The sequence below is a fragment of the bacterium Scap17 genome, from assembly GCA_013376735.1.
Taxonomy (GTDB): Bacteria; Pseudomonadota; Gammaproteobacteria; order Pseudomonadales; family Halomonadaceae; genus Cobetia.
Genome location: VINJ01000001.1, coordinates 403,209 through 418,509 on the forward strand (window position 1 = coordinate 403,209; position 15,301 = coordinate 418,509).

Sequence of the window (15,301 nt, forward strand, 5' to 3'; positions counted from 1 at the left end):
CATTGTCCATTGCGCCACCGGTAGAACGCCGCTTGCGTCAGGAGCCCGAGAATCGATGAAGATATTGCTGGTTGAAGATGACATGCCGTTGGCCGAAGCGCTGATGGCGCGCCTGGGGGAAGCCGATGTACTGGTCGAGCATGCCACCACCGGGGGAGACGCCGACTTTTTGATCCAGACCGAGAGCTACGATGCCGTGGTGCTGGATCTCGGCCTGCCGGACGGCGACGGCACCCGCTGGCTGTCCCAGTGGCGGGAAGCTGGCATCGAGGTGCCGGTGCTGGTGCTGACCGCACGCGAGCGCTGGTCTGACAAGGCCGCCGGCTTCTCTGCCGGCGCCGATGATTACGTCACCAAGCCCTTCGAGACCGCCGAGGTCATCTTCCGTCTGCGGGCGCTGGTGCGTCGCTCACGCGGCCATGCCCACCCCGTGCTCAAGCTGGGTGATCTGGCCTGTGACACCCACGGCGGTACCGTCAGTCTGGCGGGGCGCCCCGTGTCGCTGACCGCCCAGGAAACGCGCCTGCTGATGCACCTGATGCACGCCGTGCCCGGTGTGGTCAGCCGTTCTGAACTGGTCGAGCATGTCTATGACCGCGACCACGAACCCGATTCCAACGTCATCGACGTGCAGATCAGCCGTCTGCGTCGCAAGCTGGGTGCCGAGCGCATCGAGACGCTGCGCGGGCGTGGCTATCGTCTGCGTGATCCGGATGCCGAGACACAGGCGCCGATGGATGGCCCCGACGCATGAAGCCACTGTCCGTCGGCCGCCGCTTGCTGGGCGGCTCGTTGGTCATTGCCTTGATCGTCATGCCGCTGACCGGACTCGGTCTGGCCTGGAGCTTCCGTGACGCCGTGACCACCGCCTTCGACCAGCGCCTGCTGTCGCTGTCCAAGGTGCTGATCGCCGCCATCCAGTTCGACCGCGAGAAGGGCCGCCCCGGCCTGACACGCTCGCTGGGCGACCCACGCTTCGACCAGGCCTATTCGGGCTGGTACTGGCAGATTTCCGATCGCAACGGCAATGTGCTGACGTCGCGCTCGCTGTGGGACCAGCGCCTGCCGCCGCTGGAAGACATGGACAAGGGCGTCATCATCAGCCGTGACCTCAAGGGCCCGCGCCATCAGGTGCTGCGCTCCCTCGAGCGTGATATTCGTCTGCCCGGCCGCAACCAGCCACTGCACGTGATGGTGGCGGCCAGTCGTAGTGAGGTCGACGCCGAGGTCGCGCGCTTCGAGTGGCTGCTGGCGGGCGCGCTGGTGGCCTTGGCATCGCTTTTGGTGTGCGGCTCTGCCGCGCAGATCAGCTGGGGGCTGGCGCCACTGCGGCGCCTGCGGGCTCGCCTCAAGAAGGTCGCCGATGGCGAGGCGGAGCGGCTGGAAGAGACCCGCCTGCCGCCGGAGCTGACCGAGCTGACTCGCGCCATCAATGCCGTGCTCGAGCGTGATCAGCGCTTGATCGAGCGCGGTCGTGCGGCCGCCGGCAATCTGGCGCATGCCCTCAAGACGCCGGTCAGCGTGCTCAAGGCGCAGTCCGAGCGCTTCGACGGTGAGGACCGGGCGCGAATCGACGCCGAGCTCAAGCGCATCGATGAAGCCGTGCGTCACCACCTGGCGCGTGCCAGTGCCGCCGGTGGCGCGCATCTTAGCGGGCGCATCAGCCTGCGTGAGGCGGCGGGGCCGGTCTTCGAGGGGCTCGGGCGCTTGGCGAGCCGGCGTGGCATCACGCTCAGTCTGGCGCTGGAGGACGACGCAAGCGTTCGGGTCGACCCGCAGGATTTGCAGGAAATGGTCGGCAACCTGCTCGAGAACGCCTTGCAGTGGGCTCGCCAGCAGGTCCGCGTCAGCAGCGAGACCCGCGATGGCGGCGTGCTGTTGATCATCGAGGACGATGGCCCCGGCATGAATGAAGAAGAGGGCGCCGCCGCGCTGGGGCGTGGGGCGCGTCTTGATGAGGGGCGCTCCGGTTCCGGTCTGGGGCTGGCGATCGTCGATGATCTGATGGCGCTCTACGGGGGTGAGCTGGCACTGGAGCGCTCCAGTCTGGGCGGGCTGGCGGCACGCGTCTGGTTGCCTAGCTCCCCGCTGGTCGGGGCGCAGCCGACGGAATGACAGGGCATCGCCGTCTTTATCATCGGTCTTTTCTTGATAGGCAGGCGCTATCGCAGCCATCCCGAGAGATGATTGGGCGCGGCCAGGGCGACACCGTATTCTGACGGTGTCCGGCTGGCAGCTGGACGGGCTTCGTTTCTGAGTCTCGTCTGCCGCGCCCTGCGGTGATGACGAACTGGCGCTCCTACGGGAGCGCTTTTTTTTGCCTGTCATTCGCCACGCCGTGCCTGATCGGTGAGGCTCAAGGTGCCGATTGAACGCTGGTGGGGCTAACGGTCACGCTCAGGATCGCATAGGCTGTCAGAGAGTCAGCATCCGTTGCCGGGCGTCAGGAGGTGGTGATGAAGGACATGACAATGTGTGCTCAGCATGGCGATCTGGAGGGCCTGGCACAGGCATTGGCCGCTCCCGATGCGCACGAGCGCGTCAATGACGTGGATTATCGCGGGCGCTCGCCATTGCTGGTCGCGGTGCAGGCCAATCAGCCGGAGGCGGTGGAGGCCCTGCTGGCCGCTGGCGCCGATTGCGAGCAGACCGATGCCCTGCACGATACCCCCCTGCTGGCCGCCGCTGCGCTCGGCTATGGCCGTTGTCTGAGCCGGCTGCTGGCGCATGGTGCCTCGGCGACGGTGCTCAATCGCTTCTCTTCCACTGCACTGATGTCGGCCAGTGAGCGTGGTCATGCCGATATCTGCCGTCAGCTGCTCGAGGAGACCGATGTCGACGTCGATCACCAGAATACGCTCGGCTGGACGGCGCTGATCGAGGCCGTGTTGCTGGGGGATGGCGGCGTTGACTATCAGCAGGTCGTCGAGCAGCTTCTGGCCCACGGTGCCGACGTCAATCTGGCGGACGCCGAAGGTGTCACGCCACTGGCGCATGCGCGCTGGCGTCAGTTCGATGCGCTAAGCGCGAGGCTGGAAGCGGCCGGCGGACACGAGCAGGGCGTGGCCCATGATGTGAGCGACCACGTCCAGACCCGCACCTCGGCACCGCGTCGTGCATGATGGCACCGACCACAAGGAGGCATCGCATGGCGTTGACCTGGGGATTGATCATCATCGGCATCGCCTTGCTGCTGCTCGGCGGCTATCGCTGGCAGCAGGCGCAGTCCTTCTCCCGCAACAGCGCACAGGTGATGGGCGAGGTCATCAACCACGACCGCACGCTGCACGTCGAAGGGCGTGGCCCGATCCATCTGCCCAAGGGCGGCAGGCTCAGCGAGGATGAGGCCCTGGCGATGGCGGGGCTGCCGCCGGGCGGGCGCTTCAATATCGAGTCGATCCAGTATGCGCCCGTGGTGCGTTATCAGGATCAGCGTGATGGCTGGCACGAGATCATCTCGCCGCTGGCGGTGCCCTCGCCGACACCCGCCGTGGGGGAGAACGTGGCGCTGGTCTATCGCCTCGATGCCCCACATGAGGCCAGCCTGCCGGGGACGCGCGGCTGGTTGATCGGGGTGCCGTTGGTTCTCGGCTTCGCACTGTGCGCCGTCGGTTTGCGCCTGCTGTTGCGGGGTGGTGGTGGATGAGTGATTCAGGGGGCGGCGCGACCCGCCGTTATGGTGTCGGCATGCTGGTGGTGTGCTGGGCGCTGATTCTCGCCATGCTGGTGTGGTGGTTTCAGGGCCAGCTTGATGAGCGCACCCGGCCCAATGCCTCGCTGGCTGGCCAGTCGCTGTCATCTGGAGAGCCACTGGCGCTGTCGCGCAATCGCTCTGGGCACTTCGTGGCCCCCGGCACGATCAATGGTGAGCCGGTGACCTTCCTGCTCGATACCGGCGCCACCTATGTCTCGGTGTCCGAAGCGCTGGCCGAGCGCCTGCAGTTGCCACGCGGGCGGGATGCGCGCTTCACCACCGCCAATGGCGTCAGTCACGGCGCATTGACCACACTGGATACCGTCAGCCTGGCGGGGCTCCGCCAGCGCGAGGTGCGCGGGGCCATCGTGCCGGGCATGCACGATGAGGTGATGCTGCTGGGAATGAGTTTCCTGGGGGAGTTCGATATCAACATGCGCGGTCAACAGATGACGTTGACGCCGGTGGATGGCGATGACCGATAACGCCAGTGGCTGCTATAGATGGCTAACAGGACTGGCAGAGCTGGCAGAAAGGGCGGCTGACACTTCACCGCCCTGGCAGCAGGCCCCGCAAACGACAACGCCCCGCTCATGATCTCCATGAGCGGGGCGTTTCACGTCTGGCGTGTCAGAGCAGGCGCTCAGTCCTTCTTGGGCGGCTCGACATGACCGCCGAACCCGAAGCGCATCGCCGACAGCAGGCGGTTGGCATAGGTGTTCTCCTTGCGCGAGCTGAAGCGTGAGAACAGCGCATTGGCCAGCACTGGCACGGCGACACCCTGTTCGACGGCGGCATCGACGGTCCAGCGGCCTTCGCCACTGTCGGAGACGGCACCGCTGTAGTGGTCCAGACGCGCATCCCCGGCCAGTGCCTGGGCGGTCAGGTCGAGCAGCCAGGAAGACACCACGCTGCCGCGACGCCACACTTCGGCGATATCGGCCAGATTGAGGTCGAAGCGCTGATCTTCCGGCAGGTCCTCCGAGCCCTTGCTCTGCATCAGCTCGAAGCCCTCGGCGTAGGCCTGCATCAGGCCGTACTCGATGCCGTTGTGGACCATCTTCACGTAGTGACCGGCACCGACCGGGCCTGCGTGGATATAGCCGCGCTCGGCGCGCTCGTCCGGGGCGTTGCGGCCCTTGGTGCGCTCGAGGTCGCCATAGCCCGGGGCGAGGGTATCGAACAGCGGCTCGAGATGCTCGAACACGGCCTTCTCGGCGCCGATCATCATGCAGTAACCGCGCTCCAGGCCCCACACGCCGCCTGATGTGCCGACGTCCACATAGTTGAGTCCCTTGAGTTTTAGCCCCGCGGCACGGCGGATGTCGTCCTTGTAGAAGGTGTTGCCGCCATCGATGATGGTGTCGCCGGCTTCCATCAGCTCGGCCAGCGTGGCGATGGTCTGCTCGGTGATCTCGCCAGCCGGCAGCATGACCCAGAAGGCGCGCGGGGCCTCGAGCTGCTTAACCAGCTCCACGAGGCTATCGACGTGCGTCGCACCGTCGGCGACCAGTGACTGGGCGATTGCCGCGTCACGATCATGGGCGACCACTTCGTGGCCATTGCGCATCAAGCGACGAGCGATATTGCCGCCCATGCGGCCGAGTCCGATGATACCGAGTTGCATGTTCGTTCCTTTCACGTGAAGCCGGGGAGAGTCGGGACGGCGCGAAGCCTACCCTGTGCGGACGCTGGACGCAAAACGGGCCATATCAATGACATGGCCCGCTTCAGTGCTCATCAGGGACAGGCGTCAGTCGCGTGCCTGTCACCGGGAGAGGGAGTGATCAGCGATCAATCCCAGCTCAGGGCACCGCCGACCTGATATTCGGTGACGCGCGTCTCGAAGAAGTTCTTCTCCTTGCGCAGGTCGATGATCTCGGACATCCACGGGAACGGGTTCTTGGCGCCCGGGAACTGCTCCTTGAGGCCCAGCTGCGCGAGGCGACGGTTGCAGATGAAGTGGAGGTATTCCTCCATGATGGCCGCGTTCATGCCCAGCACGCCGCGCGGCATGGTATCACGCGCGTATTCGATCTCGAGCTGGGTGCCTTCCAGGATCATCTGGGTGACTTCGTCCTGGAATTCGGTGGTCCACAGGTGCGGGTTCTCGACCTTGATCTGGTTGATCACGTCGATGCCGAAGTTCAGGTGCATGGACTCGTCACGCAGGATGTACTGGAACTGCTCGGCGACGCCGGTCATCTTGTTGCGACGACCCATGGACAGGATCTGGGAGAAGCCGCAGTAGAAGAAGATGCCTTCGGTGACGGCGTAGAAGCCGATCAGGTTGCGCAGGAATTCCTGGTCCGCTTCCGGTGTACCGGTGTGGAAGTCGGCACGCGCCAGCGCCTGGGTGTGCTTGAGGCTCCAGGCGGACTTGCGCGCCACGGAGTCCACTTCACGGTACATGTTGAAGACTTCGCCTTCGTCCATGCCCAGTGATTCGATGCAGTACTGGTAGGCGTGGGTGTGGATCGCCTCTTCGAAGGCCTGACGCAGCAGGTACTGGCGGCACTCCGGGTTGGTGATGTTCTTGTAGACGGCCAGCACCAGATTGTTGGCGACCAGCGAGTCGGCAGTGGAGAAGTAACCCAGCGAGCGCATCACGATCAGACGCTCGTCCTCGGTCAGGCCGTCCTGGCTCTTCCAGAGCGCGATGTCCGCGTTCATGTTCACTTCCTGCGGCATCCAGTGGTTCGCGGAGCCGTCGAGGTACTTCTGCCATGCCCAGTCGTACTTGAAGGGCACCAGCTGGTTGACGTCGGCGCGGGCATTGATCATGCGCTTCTCGTCGACCTGAATGCGCTGGGCACCCATTTCCAGTTCTTCCAGACCCTTGGCCACGTCGAGATCGTCCAGCGCCTGCTGGGCGCGGGCGATGCGCTCGGCTTCGCTGACCGTATAGCCTTCGCTGTTCTCGCTCGCGACGACAGCGTCAGCCGCCGGGGCAGCAGCGGGAGCTTCGGGCTGCGGTGCCGGTTTGGCTGTCGCCGGCTTTTCGGCAGCGGGGGCGTCGTCTTCGTGGAAATCGTCCCAGTTCAACATGTTGCGTTCCTCGTGTTCGGTGATGGTCACGCGGGCAGTCAGCGTGACGAAAAGGCAGGGGCGGTGCGTTCTACGACGCGAGCGCCATCGAGTGGCGTGGCTCCCGGCGGGGAGTCAGGCCCGGGCTTGTTTCGAGGGAATGTCAGGAGGCAGTGATTGTTGGTGGCGGCACAAGACCGAGCCAGGCTCGGTCTTGTGGATTTGCCGCAGTCTGCCTGCAAGGTGTGTCTTGGCAGGCGGTGAGTCAGCGTCAGCAGACTCGGATCTGGCGCAATCGCTTACTGACAGGCCTCACAGCCCAATTCATCGATGTTGCTGGCGGAGGGGGCGCGCTGGCCGCTCTTGCCCTGCAGGAAGTCTTCGATGCCGCGTGGTTCCGGCTTGGCTTCCGGTGCCGGTGTCGGCGCGGGAGCCGGTGTTGGAGTCGGTGCATTGCCGACGGCATTGTGCTTGCTGCGATCGACGGTGGATTTCTCCACGGCGGTCGCACCCAGAGCACGGAGGTAATAGGTGGTCTTGAGGCCACGGAACCATGCCATGCGGTAGGTCACGTCCAGCTTCTTGCCGGACACGCCCTGGATGTACAGGTTCAGGGACTGGGCCTGATCGATCCACTTCTGACGACGCGAGGCGGCTTCGACGATCCACTTCGGCTCGACTTCGAAGGCGTTGGCGTACAGCGCCTTGAGGTCTTCCGGGATGCGCTCGATCGGCTGCACGCTGCCGTCGTAGTACTTGAGGTCGTTGATCATGACCTCGTCCCACAGGCCGCGCGCCTTGAGGTCATTGACCATGTAGGCGTTGACCACGGTGAACTCGCCAGACAGGTTCGATTTGACGAACAGGTTCTGGTAGGTCGGCTCGATGGACTGCGAGACGCCACAGATGTTGGAGATCGTCGCGGTCGGCGCGATCGCCATCACGTTGGAGTTGCGCATGCCCTGGGTACGGACCTTCTCGCGGATGTAGTCCCAGTCCTGGGTCTGGCTTTCATCCATCTCGATGTAGTCGGCGCCACGCTCGGTCTTGAGCTTCTCGATGGAATCGATCGGCAGGATGCCCTGGCTCCACAGCGAGCCGTCGAAGCTTTCGTAACGACCACGCTCGGCGGCCAGATCACTGGAAGCTTCGATGGCGTGATAGCTGACGAGTTCCATGGATTCGTCGGCGAAGGTCACGGCCTCTTCGGAGGCATAGGCGATGGACTGCGCGTAGAGCGCGTCCTGGAAGCCCATGATGCCGAGGCCGACCGGGCGGTGACGCATGTTGGAGCGACGCGCCTGCGGGACGGCGTAGTAGTTGATGTCGATGACGTTGTCGAGCATGCGCACGGCGGTACGCACCGACTTCTTGAGCTTGTCGCCGTCCAGCTTGCCGTCGACGATGTGCTGCGCCAGGTTGATCGAGCCCAGGTTGCAGACCGCGATCTCGTCCTCGGAGGTGTTGAGGGTGATCTCGGTGCACAGGTTGGACGAGTGCACGACACCGGCGTGCTGCTGCGGGCTGCGCAGGTTGCACGGGTCCTTGAAGGTGATCCACGGGTGGCCGGTCTCGAACAGCATGGAGAGCATCTTGCGCCACAGATCACGCGCCTTGACGCGCTTGTAAAGCTTCAGCTGGCCCTGACGGGTCATCTCCTCGTACTGCTCGTAACGCGCCTGGAAGGCCGCGCCGTACAGGTCGTGGAGGTCCGGGCAGTCGGACGGCGAGAACAGGGTCCACTCGGTGTCATCGAAGACACGCTTCATGAACAGGTCCGGCACCCAGTTGGCGGTGTTCATGTCGTGGGTACGGCGACGGTCATCACCGGTGTTCTTGCGCAGGTCGAGGAATTCCTCGACGTCCATGTGCCAGGTTTCCAGATAGGCACAGACGGCACCCTTGCGCTTGCCACCCTGGTTGACGGCAACGGCGGTGTCGTTGACGACCTTCAGGAAGGGCACGACGCCCTGGGACTTGCCGTTGGTGCCCTTGATGTAGGACCCCAGCGCACGCACCGGCGTCCAGTCATTGCCGAGACCACCCGCCCACTTGGAGAGCATGGCGTTGTCGCGGATGGCGCCGTAGATGCCGTCGAGGGCGTCCGGCACGGTGGTCAGGTAGCAGCTGGACAGCTGGCTGCGACGGGTACCGGCGTTGAACAGCGTCGGCGTGGAAGCCATGTAGTCGAAGCTGGACAGCAGCTCGTAGAACTCGATGGCACGACCTTCGCGGTCTTCCTCGTTCAGGGACAGGCCCATGGCGACACGCATGAACATAACCTGCGGCAGCTCGTAGCGCACGTCGTTCTGATGCAGGAAGTAGCGGTCATACAGGGTCTGCAGGCCGAGGTAGGTGAACTGGTTGTCACGCGTGTGATCGATGGCCGCGCCGAGACGCTCCAGATCGAAGGTGGCCAGTTGCTCGTCCAGCTGCTCGAAGGCGATACCGCTTTCGATGTAGGCCTTGAAGGCGACCGGGTAGTGGTCCTTCATCTCGCCGAAGGTGGCCTCGTCAGCGACCTTGAGGAAGCTCAAGGCTTCGCGGCGCAGGTTGTCCTGCAGCAGGCGGGCGGTGACGTAGGTGTAGTTCGGGTCCTTCTCGACCAGCGTACGCGCGGTCATCATCAGCGCGGTGGACACGCCATCGACCGGCACGCCGTCGTACAGATTCTTCAGGGAGTCATCGACGATCTTCTGGGCATCGACGTTGGAAAGCTCAGCGCAGGCATCGAAGACGAGAGTCTCGATACGGCCCAGATCCAGCGGACGCACGCTGCCGTCGAGGTGCGTGACGTTGATGGTCGGGTGCGGCTTGGCAATACCGTCGCTCTGGGCGCTGCGGGCGCGAGCGTGTTCATCGCGGTACAGGACATAGGCGCGGGCCACCTTGTGCTCGCCGGAACGCATCAATGCCAGCTCGACCTGATCCTGGATGTCTTCGATGTGCAGGGTGCCACCGTCAGGCATGCGACGCTGGAAGGCATCGGTGATCTGGCTGGTCAGCTGCTGGACCAGATCGCGGATACGCGAGCTGGACTCGACCTGGTCGCCTTCCACGGCGATGAACGCCTTGGACAGTGCGACGGAGATCTTGCTGGCATCGAAGGGCGCGACATCGCCAGTGCGCTTGATGACGCGCAGGCGCTGAGGTGCGGTCACGTCGACGGCCGCCTGATCGGTGCTGAAAGTGGAATCCATGACGCCTTCCTGAATCGTCTGAAGGTGAATCGTTGCCCGTTAGGGCTCGAGGGCAATTCGTGTCGGGGCGCAGGCTGGAAATTCCTGCCTGCGCCCCGGGGGCATTCTGTCGTCGTCAGCCTTGTCGTCGAGAAACTCGATCAGGCTCAGGCGGGGCAATCATCACCCGGACTGAGCCTGATAGCGTTCATGAGACACGGATTCGGCAGCCTTGCGTGACTGCCGTCCCATACGCTGATTCATGCTTTCGGGGCTTGACAATCGTCGCCATGATCTATGGGCGTCGACGTCGCCAAAACCCTACATATGGGGTGTAAGCTGATTTTGGACACAAGATAGTGTTGTTTGATGGGGCGTGCAAGTGGATAACTTGTGGGTAAGGTGTGGTTGAAAATCCGGCCTTGCCGCTGGGGGATGTCAAGCGTTCAGGTGTTAAATTTTCTGCGCTGCGTCAATGCAGATGGTGCCTGCGCTGCTGGCGCGTAAACGCCTAAATTGGCGTATCATTCGTGACAAATCACCCTGAAAAGGTTACGACGTGGCACAGGAAAGTAACTGCTTGTGAGCTGCTGGCCACGTTGACCCAACGATGCGGATGGAATGCCCTTGGATACCAATGCGCAAGAACATGTATTGATTGTTGAGGATGACGAGCGTCTGGCGACACTGACGCGCGAATACCTCGAAGCCAACAACTTCCGCGTGAGCGTCGAGAATGACGGCGCGCGGGCGGTGGACCTGATCATCAGTCTGCGCCCCGACATCGTGATTCTGGACCTGATGCTGCCGGGCGAGGATGGCCTGTCCATCTGTCGTCGCGCGCGGCCTCAGTTCGCCGGGCCGATCCTGATGCTGACGGCACGTACCGATGACATGGATCAGGTGCTGGGTCTGGAGATGGGCGCCGACGATTACGTGCCCAAGCCGGTGCAGCCGCGTGTCCTGCTGGCACGCATGCGGGCCTTGCTGCGTCGCGCCGATGGCCCCGAGGTGCCCGCCGGTGAGACGCGCCTGGTGTTCAATGATCTCGAGATCGACAACGCCACCCGTGAGGCATGGTTGGCGCGCGAACGCATCGAACTGACCAGTGCCGAGTTCGACCTGCTGTGGCTGCTGTCCTCGAATGCGGGCCGCGTGCTGACGCGTGAGGAGATCTTCTCTGCGCTGCGCGGCATCAAGTACGACGGCCAGGACCGCTCCATCGACGTGCGTGTCTCGCGCATCCGCCCCAAGATTGGCGATGACCCCAATCATCCTGAGCGGATCAAGACGGTGCGCAGCAAGGGATACCTGTTCGTCAAGGACCTCTAGACGATGCGCCGGGCTCTCTCCGACAGTATCTTCCTGCGTGTCTATGTCGCCTTGCTGGTGGCATTGGTGCTCACGCTGGGCATCGCGCTGGGCGGCTTTCAGCTGACCAACATGGTCCGGTTGGAGGCCTACCAGACACGTCTGGGGGCGGCGCCGATGCGCCTGCTGGTGAGCCAGATCGCGGCCACACCGGAAGCTGAGCGCGGGGACTTCCTCAATCGGACCGCCCGGCTGCTGGATGGGCGGTTGTTGCTGGCACCGGCGGCGGTCTTTGATCTCAGCTGGTGGGAGCAGCGCCGCCTTGAGGCTGGGCGGCCGCTGGTGCGGCCCCATGATGATGCCGGCTGGCAGCTGCTGATGGCGGTGCCGGGCGAAGAGAGAGTGCTGGAATTCCGTCTGTTGCATCTCGCGGAGCGGCAGTTGCGCGGGTTGATGGTGTCGCTGCATGACACCCTGCAGCCCATGAGTGCCGAGCAGCGCAGCGACTTGCTGGCCCAACTGCAGCAGGCCTCCGGTCTGTCCTTCGCGCTGCTGCCGGACATTCCGCAGAATCTCGATGCGCAGCAGGCTAGTCGCCTGGAGGCCGGTCGGGTGGTGCTCAACGTGGCCAGTCACGGTCAGGCGATGGCGCTCTATACTCGTCTGGGTGACCGCGCCATGCTCAAGGTCGGGCCCATCCGCGGCTTCGAGACGACACCGCCAGCCTTGATCATCGCCATGATACTGGCGGTCATCAGTCTGCTGGGCGGCGTCATCTATCTGGTGGTGCGTTCACTCGAGGCGCGCCTGACACGTCTGGAAAAGGCCGCGACCCGAATCGCGGGCGGCTATCTCGATACGCGGGTGCGCATCGAGTCCAATGACTTTCTCGGGCGTCTCGGCATGGCCTTCAATGGCATGGCCGAGCGGGTGCAAGGGTTGCTGGGCGCGCAGCAGGACATGATTCGGGCGGTCTCGCATGAATTGCGTACGCCGGTGGCACGTATCCGCTTCGCGCTGCAGATGATCGAGGACATGGTCGAGGATGATTTCGTCCAGCGTCAGATAAAGGGCGCAGACGGCGACATCGAGGAACTCGACAAGCTGATCGACGAGATCCTGACCTACGCGCGCCTCAACAATGCCGCCGGTATTCAGCTGGACCTCGGCATGGTGGATTGCCGCGAGATCGCGGAGCAGGTCTGCGAGACGCTGGCGCCGCTGCATCCTGAGTTGCTGCTGAGCATCGAAGGCGAGGGGCTGGAAGTTGAGGCCGAGGCACGCTATCTGCAGCGGGCGCTGCAGAATCTGGTCTCCAATGCCTGCCGGCACGCGGATTCCCGTGTGCTGGTGCGTATCACCAGTGACCCGCAGGTGGTCAGGCTCGATGTCGAAGACGATGGCCCCGGCATCAATGAGGAAGATCGCAAGAAGGTCTTCAAGCCCTTTGCGCGCCTGGATGATTCGCGTACGCGTGCGTCCGGCGGCTACGGGCTGGGGCTCTCCATCGTGCAGAAGATCCTGCATTCCCACGGTGGCAGCGTGGTGGTGGACAAGGGCCGGTCGCTCAAGGGCGCACGCTTCAGCCTGTTGCTGCCACTGACCTCCAGCCAGTTGGAGCGCAAGGCGCCTGTGCCCTTGCCGCCGGTCAAGCCGCCGTCACCCCGGGACGAGCACGCCACCTGATCACGACCGTTTGAGGAATCGGCCATGCGGCAATCTTCCTTGTCACTGCATCCTGACTTGATCGGCGCATGGCGGCTCGAGCGTTTCTGGTATGCCTGGCCGGATGGACGCGAGCTGGAGCCGCTGGGCGAGTGCAAGGGCCAGCTGCATTACATGGCCAATGGCTATATGAGCGTGCAGCTGGTGTCCTGTGAGCGTCAGCCTCTGGGGATGGCGCCGACGGATGATCAGCTGGTCGCCGCCTTTCGTGAGGGCTTTGCCTACTGTGGGCGCTGGCAGTGGAACAGTGAGCGGGAGGAGGTCTGCCATCATCTGTCGTTGGCCACGATCGCCGATTGGGATGAGGTGACGCTTGTGCGGCGCGTCACGCTCGAGGGAGACCGCCTGCTGCTGGGGACCGATGCGCCGAATCTGCAGCTGCCGGAAGGGGGATTTCTGACATGGCTGGAGTGGCATCGATTGGCGACCGTGTGAGGTGATTGTCGAAAAGGCTTGACGTGGTCATGGGTTAGCGTGCAATGTAGCTCTTGTTGGATAGCAAGACGCACCACTCAGTCGCCTGTGCTGCTCGGCAAATCGCCTTGAGCGCCCCGAGAAGCCTCGCTGATTTGATGCATGGTTTTGCTTTGCCCACGCTCCTCGGGTAATGCCCGTTATTTCAAACATGCTGATCAGAGAGGAATTTCTCATGGCTACAGGTACAGTTAAGTGGTTCAACGACGCTAAAGGTTTCGGTTTCATCGCTCCGGCTGATGGTGGTGACGATCTGTTCGTTCACTTCTCCGAAGTTCAAGCTGAAGGCTTCAAGACCCTGCAGGACGGCCAGCAGGTCTCCTTCGACGTGACCCAGGGCCAGAAAGGCCTGCAGGCAGCCAACGTCAAGGCTCTCGACTGATCATCACTCTCTGCGGAATGCCTTTCCGCTTGAGATGATAGATGTCAAGAACCGCCCCAGCTCATGCTGGGGCGGTTCTGTTTGTGCTGAAGAAAAGGTCTTGGACGCAAGCTGTAGTGATATGACGCGAACAAGCATTGAACAGTACTGACAAGAAGCCCCATCACTCGGCAGGCCGCAAGGCATCGAGTGGTGGGGCTTTCGTGTATCCATTCCGCGTAGGCGCTGAGATCCGGGTATCAGGCAGGCTTCACGCCACTCAACACCTCGAATGATGTCTCACGAGCGGTACGCAGGAAGTCGTCCATCCACGGCGTGCCGAGCAGGTCTTCTCTGACGGCGGCGTAGAGTGTCGCCCAGACACCGTCGCCCAACGACAGGCCGCGCACGTAATCGCGCGTCAGATACTCGGCCAGCGCCCAGTTGGGGAGCGCCGTGACGCCGCGACCGCTGGCGACCAGCTGCATCATCATCACCGTCATCTCGGCGCTGCGGATCTCGCGCGGGCTCACGTTGGCCGGTTCGAGGAACTGGGTGAACACGTCCAAGCGATCATGCTCGACCGGATAGATGATCAAGGTCTCATCGCACAGGTCCTGAGGCTCCACATGGCCCTTGATGGCCAATGCATGCTGGCGTGCCACGGCCAGCATGACCTCATAGCGGAACAGCGGAATGTACTGGATGCCGGTCATCTCCACCGGATTGGCGGTGATGACCAGGTCCAGCTGCTCGCGGCCCAATGCCTGCAGGGGGGCGAAGCTGTGGCCCGAGGGGATATCGACTTCAATTTCCGGCCAGTGATCGCGGAAGCGATCCACCGTCGGCATCAGCCACTGAAAGCAGCTATGGCACTCGATGGCCATGTGCAACCGGCCCTGTTCGCTTCCCGCCATGCGGGCAATGTCGCGCTCAGCCATGCGGAATTGCGGCAGTACCTGCTCTGCCAGCGACAACAGGCGCTGTCCGGCGCGGGTAAACTCCACGGGGCGCGTCTTGCGGATGAACAGTGGCGCGCCCAGGCGCTCCTCGAGGTCCTTCAGCTGATGGGAGAGGGCAGATTGGGTGAGGTGGACACGCTCCGCGGCTTCGACCAGCGAGCCTGCATCACGCAGGGCCAGCAGGGTACGCAGATGGCGCAATTCAAGCATGATGAATGGTGCTCATGTTGAGAGGTTGAAAAAGGTACGTCGTGGAAGGTCACCATCATGACGTGCGGCTGCCAGAGGGCGCTCATGACACTGTCTCATATTCATGGCGATTGGCGTATCACTTGGGGTGGCGGAAAACGAAGGATGCCAGAGTCAGCCTTGCATAGGGTGTCATGCAAGGCTGGCAGGGCGCGCGCCTTGTACCCTCAGTGTATACCCATCCCCACAAGCCTCACTGCGCTTGATAGACTTTGACAGGGTGCGCCAGGAAGGCCGCCGTCTCCGCCTTGAAGTCCAGCCATGCCGCAGTGTCTCATCGCGAGAGTGCTGCGCTGCCTCTTGTCGTCCGACATGCCCA

General features: G+C 63.3%; 13 protein-coding genes. 9 read left to right on the forward strand and 4 right to left on the reverse strand.

Features of this window, described 5'->3' with window-relative positions:
* Positions 1–55 precede the first annotated feature (55 nt).
* The 5 genes from FLM52_01875 to FLM52_01895 all read left to right on the forward strand — a co-directional run bounded on the left by FLM52_01875 (position 56) and on the right by FLM52_01895 (position 4,179).
* Entirely contained in the window at positions 56–754 is a 699-nt protein-coding gene (locus tag FLM52_01875) for a response regulator transcription factor (GenBank protein NVN54552.1), read from the forward strand.
* Complete coding sequence (locus FLM52_01880; protein ID NVN54553.1) at positions 751–2,115, forward strand: HAMP domain-containing histidine kinase; 1,365 nt, start codon at positions 751–753, stop codon at positions 2,113–2,115. The genes FLM52_01875 and FLM52_01880 overlap by 4 nt, the downstream gene beginning before the upstream one ends.
* 341 nt (positions 2,116–2,456) lie before the next feature.
* Positions 2,457–3,122: an ankyrin repeat domain-containing protein gene (locus FLM52_01885; GenBank protein ID NVN54554.1), complete on the forward strand. Its 666-nt coding sequence runs from the start codon at positions 2,457–2,459 to the stop codon at positions 3,120–3,122.
* Positions 3,123–3,148: 26 nt separating this feature from the next.
* A complete protein-coding gene (locus FLM52_01890; protein NVN54555.1) occupies positions 3,149–3,646 on the forward strand; it encodes a hypothetical protein in 498 nt (165 codons plus the stop codon).
* Positions 3,643–4,179 carry a TIGR02281 family clan AA aspartic protease gene (locus tag FLM52_01895; GenBank protein NVN54556.1) on the forward strand — a complete coding sequence of 179 codons (537 nt, stop codon included), beginning with the start codon at positions 3,643–3,645 and terminating at the stop codon, positions 4,177–4,179. The genes FLM52_01890 and FLM52_01895 overlap by 4 nt, the downstream gene beginning before the upstream one ends.
* A gap of 158 nt (positions 4,180–4,337) precedes the next feature.
* Here FLM52_01895 and gnd read toward each other — a convergent pair whose 3' ends face one another.
* The 3 genes from gnd to FLM52_01910 all read right to left on the reverse strand — a co-directional run bounded on the left by gnd (position 4,338) and on the right by FLM52_01910 (position 9,921).
* Complete coding sequence (gene gnd / locus FLM52_01900; GenBank protein NVN54557.1) at positions 4,338–5,321, reverse strand: decarboxylating 6-phosphogluconate dehydrogenase; 984 nt, start codon at positions 5,319–5,321, stop codon at positions 4,338–4,340.
* Positions 5,322–5,488: 167 nt separating this feature from the next.
* The gene (locus FLM52_01905) at positions 5,489–6,742 is read right to left on the reverse strand and encodes a ribonucleotide-diphosphate reductase subunit beta (protein NVN54558.1); all 1,254 of its coding nucleotides are present in this window, start codon (positions 6,740–6,742) and stop codon (positions 5,489–5,491) included.
* Positions 6,743–7,020: 278 nt separating this feature from the next.
* On the reverse strand, positions 7,021–9,921 hold the full coding sequence (locus tag FLM52_01910) for a ribonucleoside-diphosphate reductase subunit alpha (GenBank protein ID NVN54559.1): 2,901 nt from the start codon (positions 9,919–9,921) through the stop codon (positions 7,021–7,023).
* A gap of 600 nt (positions 9,922–10,521) precedes the next feature.
* On the opposite strand from FLM52_01910, the gene FLM52_01915 reads away from it, so the two are divergent.
* The 4 genes from FLM52_01915 to FLM52_01930 all read left to right on the forward strand — a co-directional run bounded on the left by FLM52_01915 (position 10,522) and on the right by FLM52_01930 (position 13,792).
* Positions 10,522–11,232 (forward strand): response regulator, encoded by a 711-nt coding sequence (locus FLM52_01915; protein ID NVN54560.1) that lies wholly within the window; start codon positions 10,522–10,524, stop codon positions 11,230–11,232.
* A 3-nt stretch (positions 11,233–11,235) separates the two neighbouring features.
* On the forward strand, positions 11,236–12,897 hold the full coding sequence (locus tag FLM52_01920) for a HAMP domain-containing protein (GenBank protein ID NVN54561.1): 1,662 nt from the start codon (positions 11,236–11,238) through the stop codon (positions 12,895–12,897).
* Positions 12,898–12,921: 24 nt separating this feature from the next.
* Positions 12,922–13,371: a lipocalin-like domain-containing protein gene (locus tag FLM52_01925; protein ID NVN54562.1), complete on the forward strand. Its 450-nt coding sequence runs from the start codon at positions 12,922–12,924 to the stop codon at positions 13,369–13,371.
* A gap of 214 nt (positions 13,372–13,585) precedes the next feature.
* Entirely contained in the window at positions 13,586–13,792 is a 207-nt protein-coding gene (locus tag FLM52_01930; protein ID NVN54563.1) for a cold-shock protein, read from the forward strand.
* Between the two features lie 239 nt (positions 13,793–14,031).
* Here FLM52_01930 and FLM52_01935 read toward each other — a convergent pair whose 3' ends face one another.
* Positions 14,032–14,943: a LysR family transcriptional regulator gene (locus FLM52_01935; protein NVN54564.1), complete on the reverse strand. Its 912-nt coding sequence runs from the start codon at positions 14,941–14,943 to the stop codon at positions 14,032–14,034.
* Between the last annotated feature and the right edge of the window lie 358 nt (positions 14,944–15,301).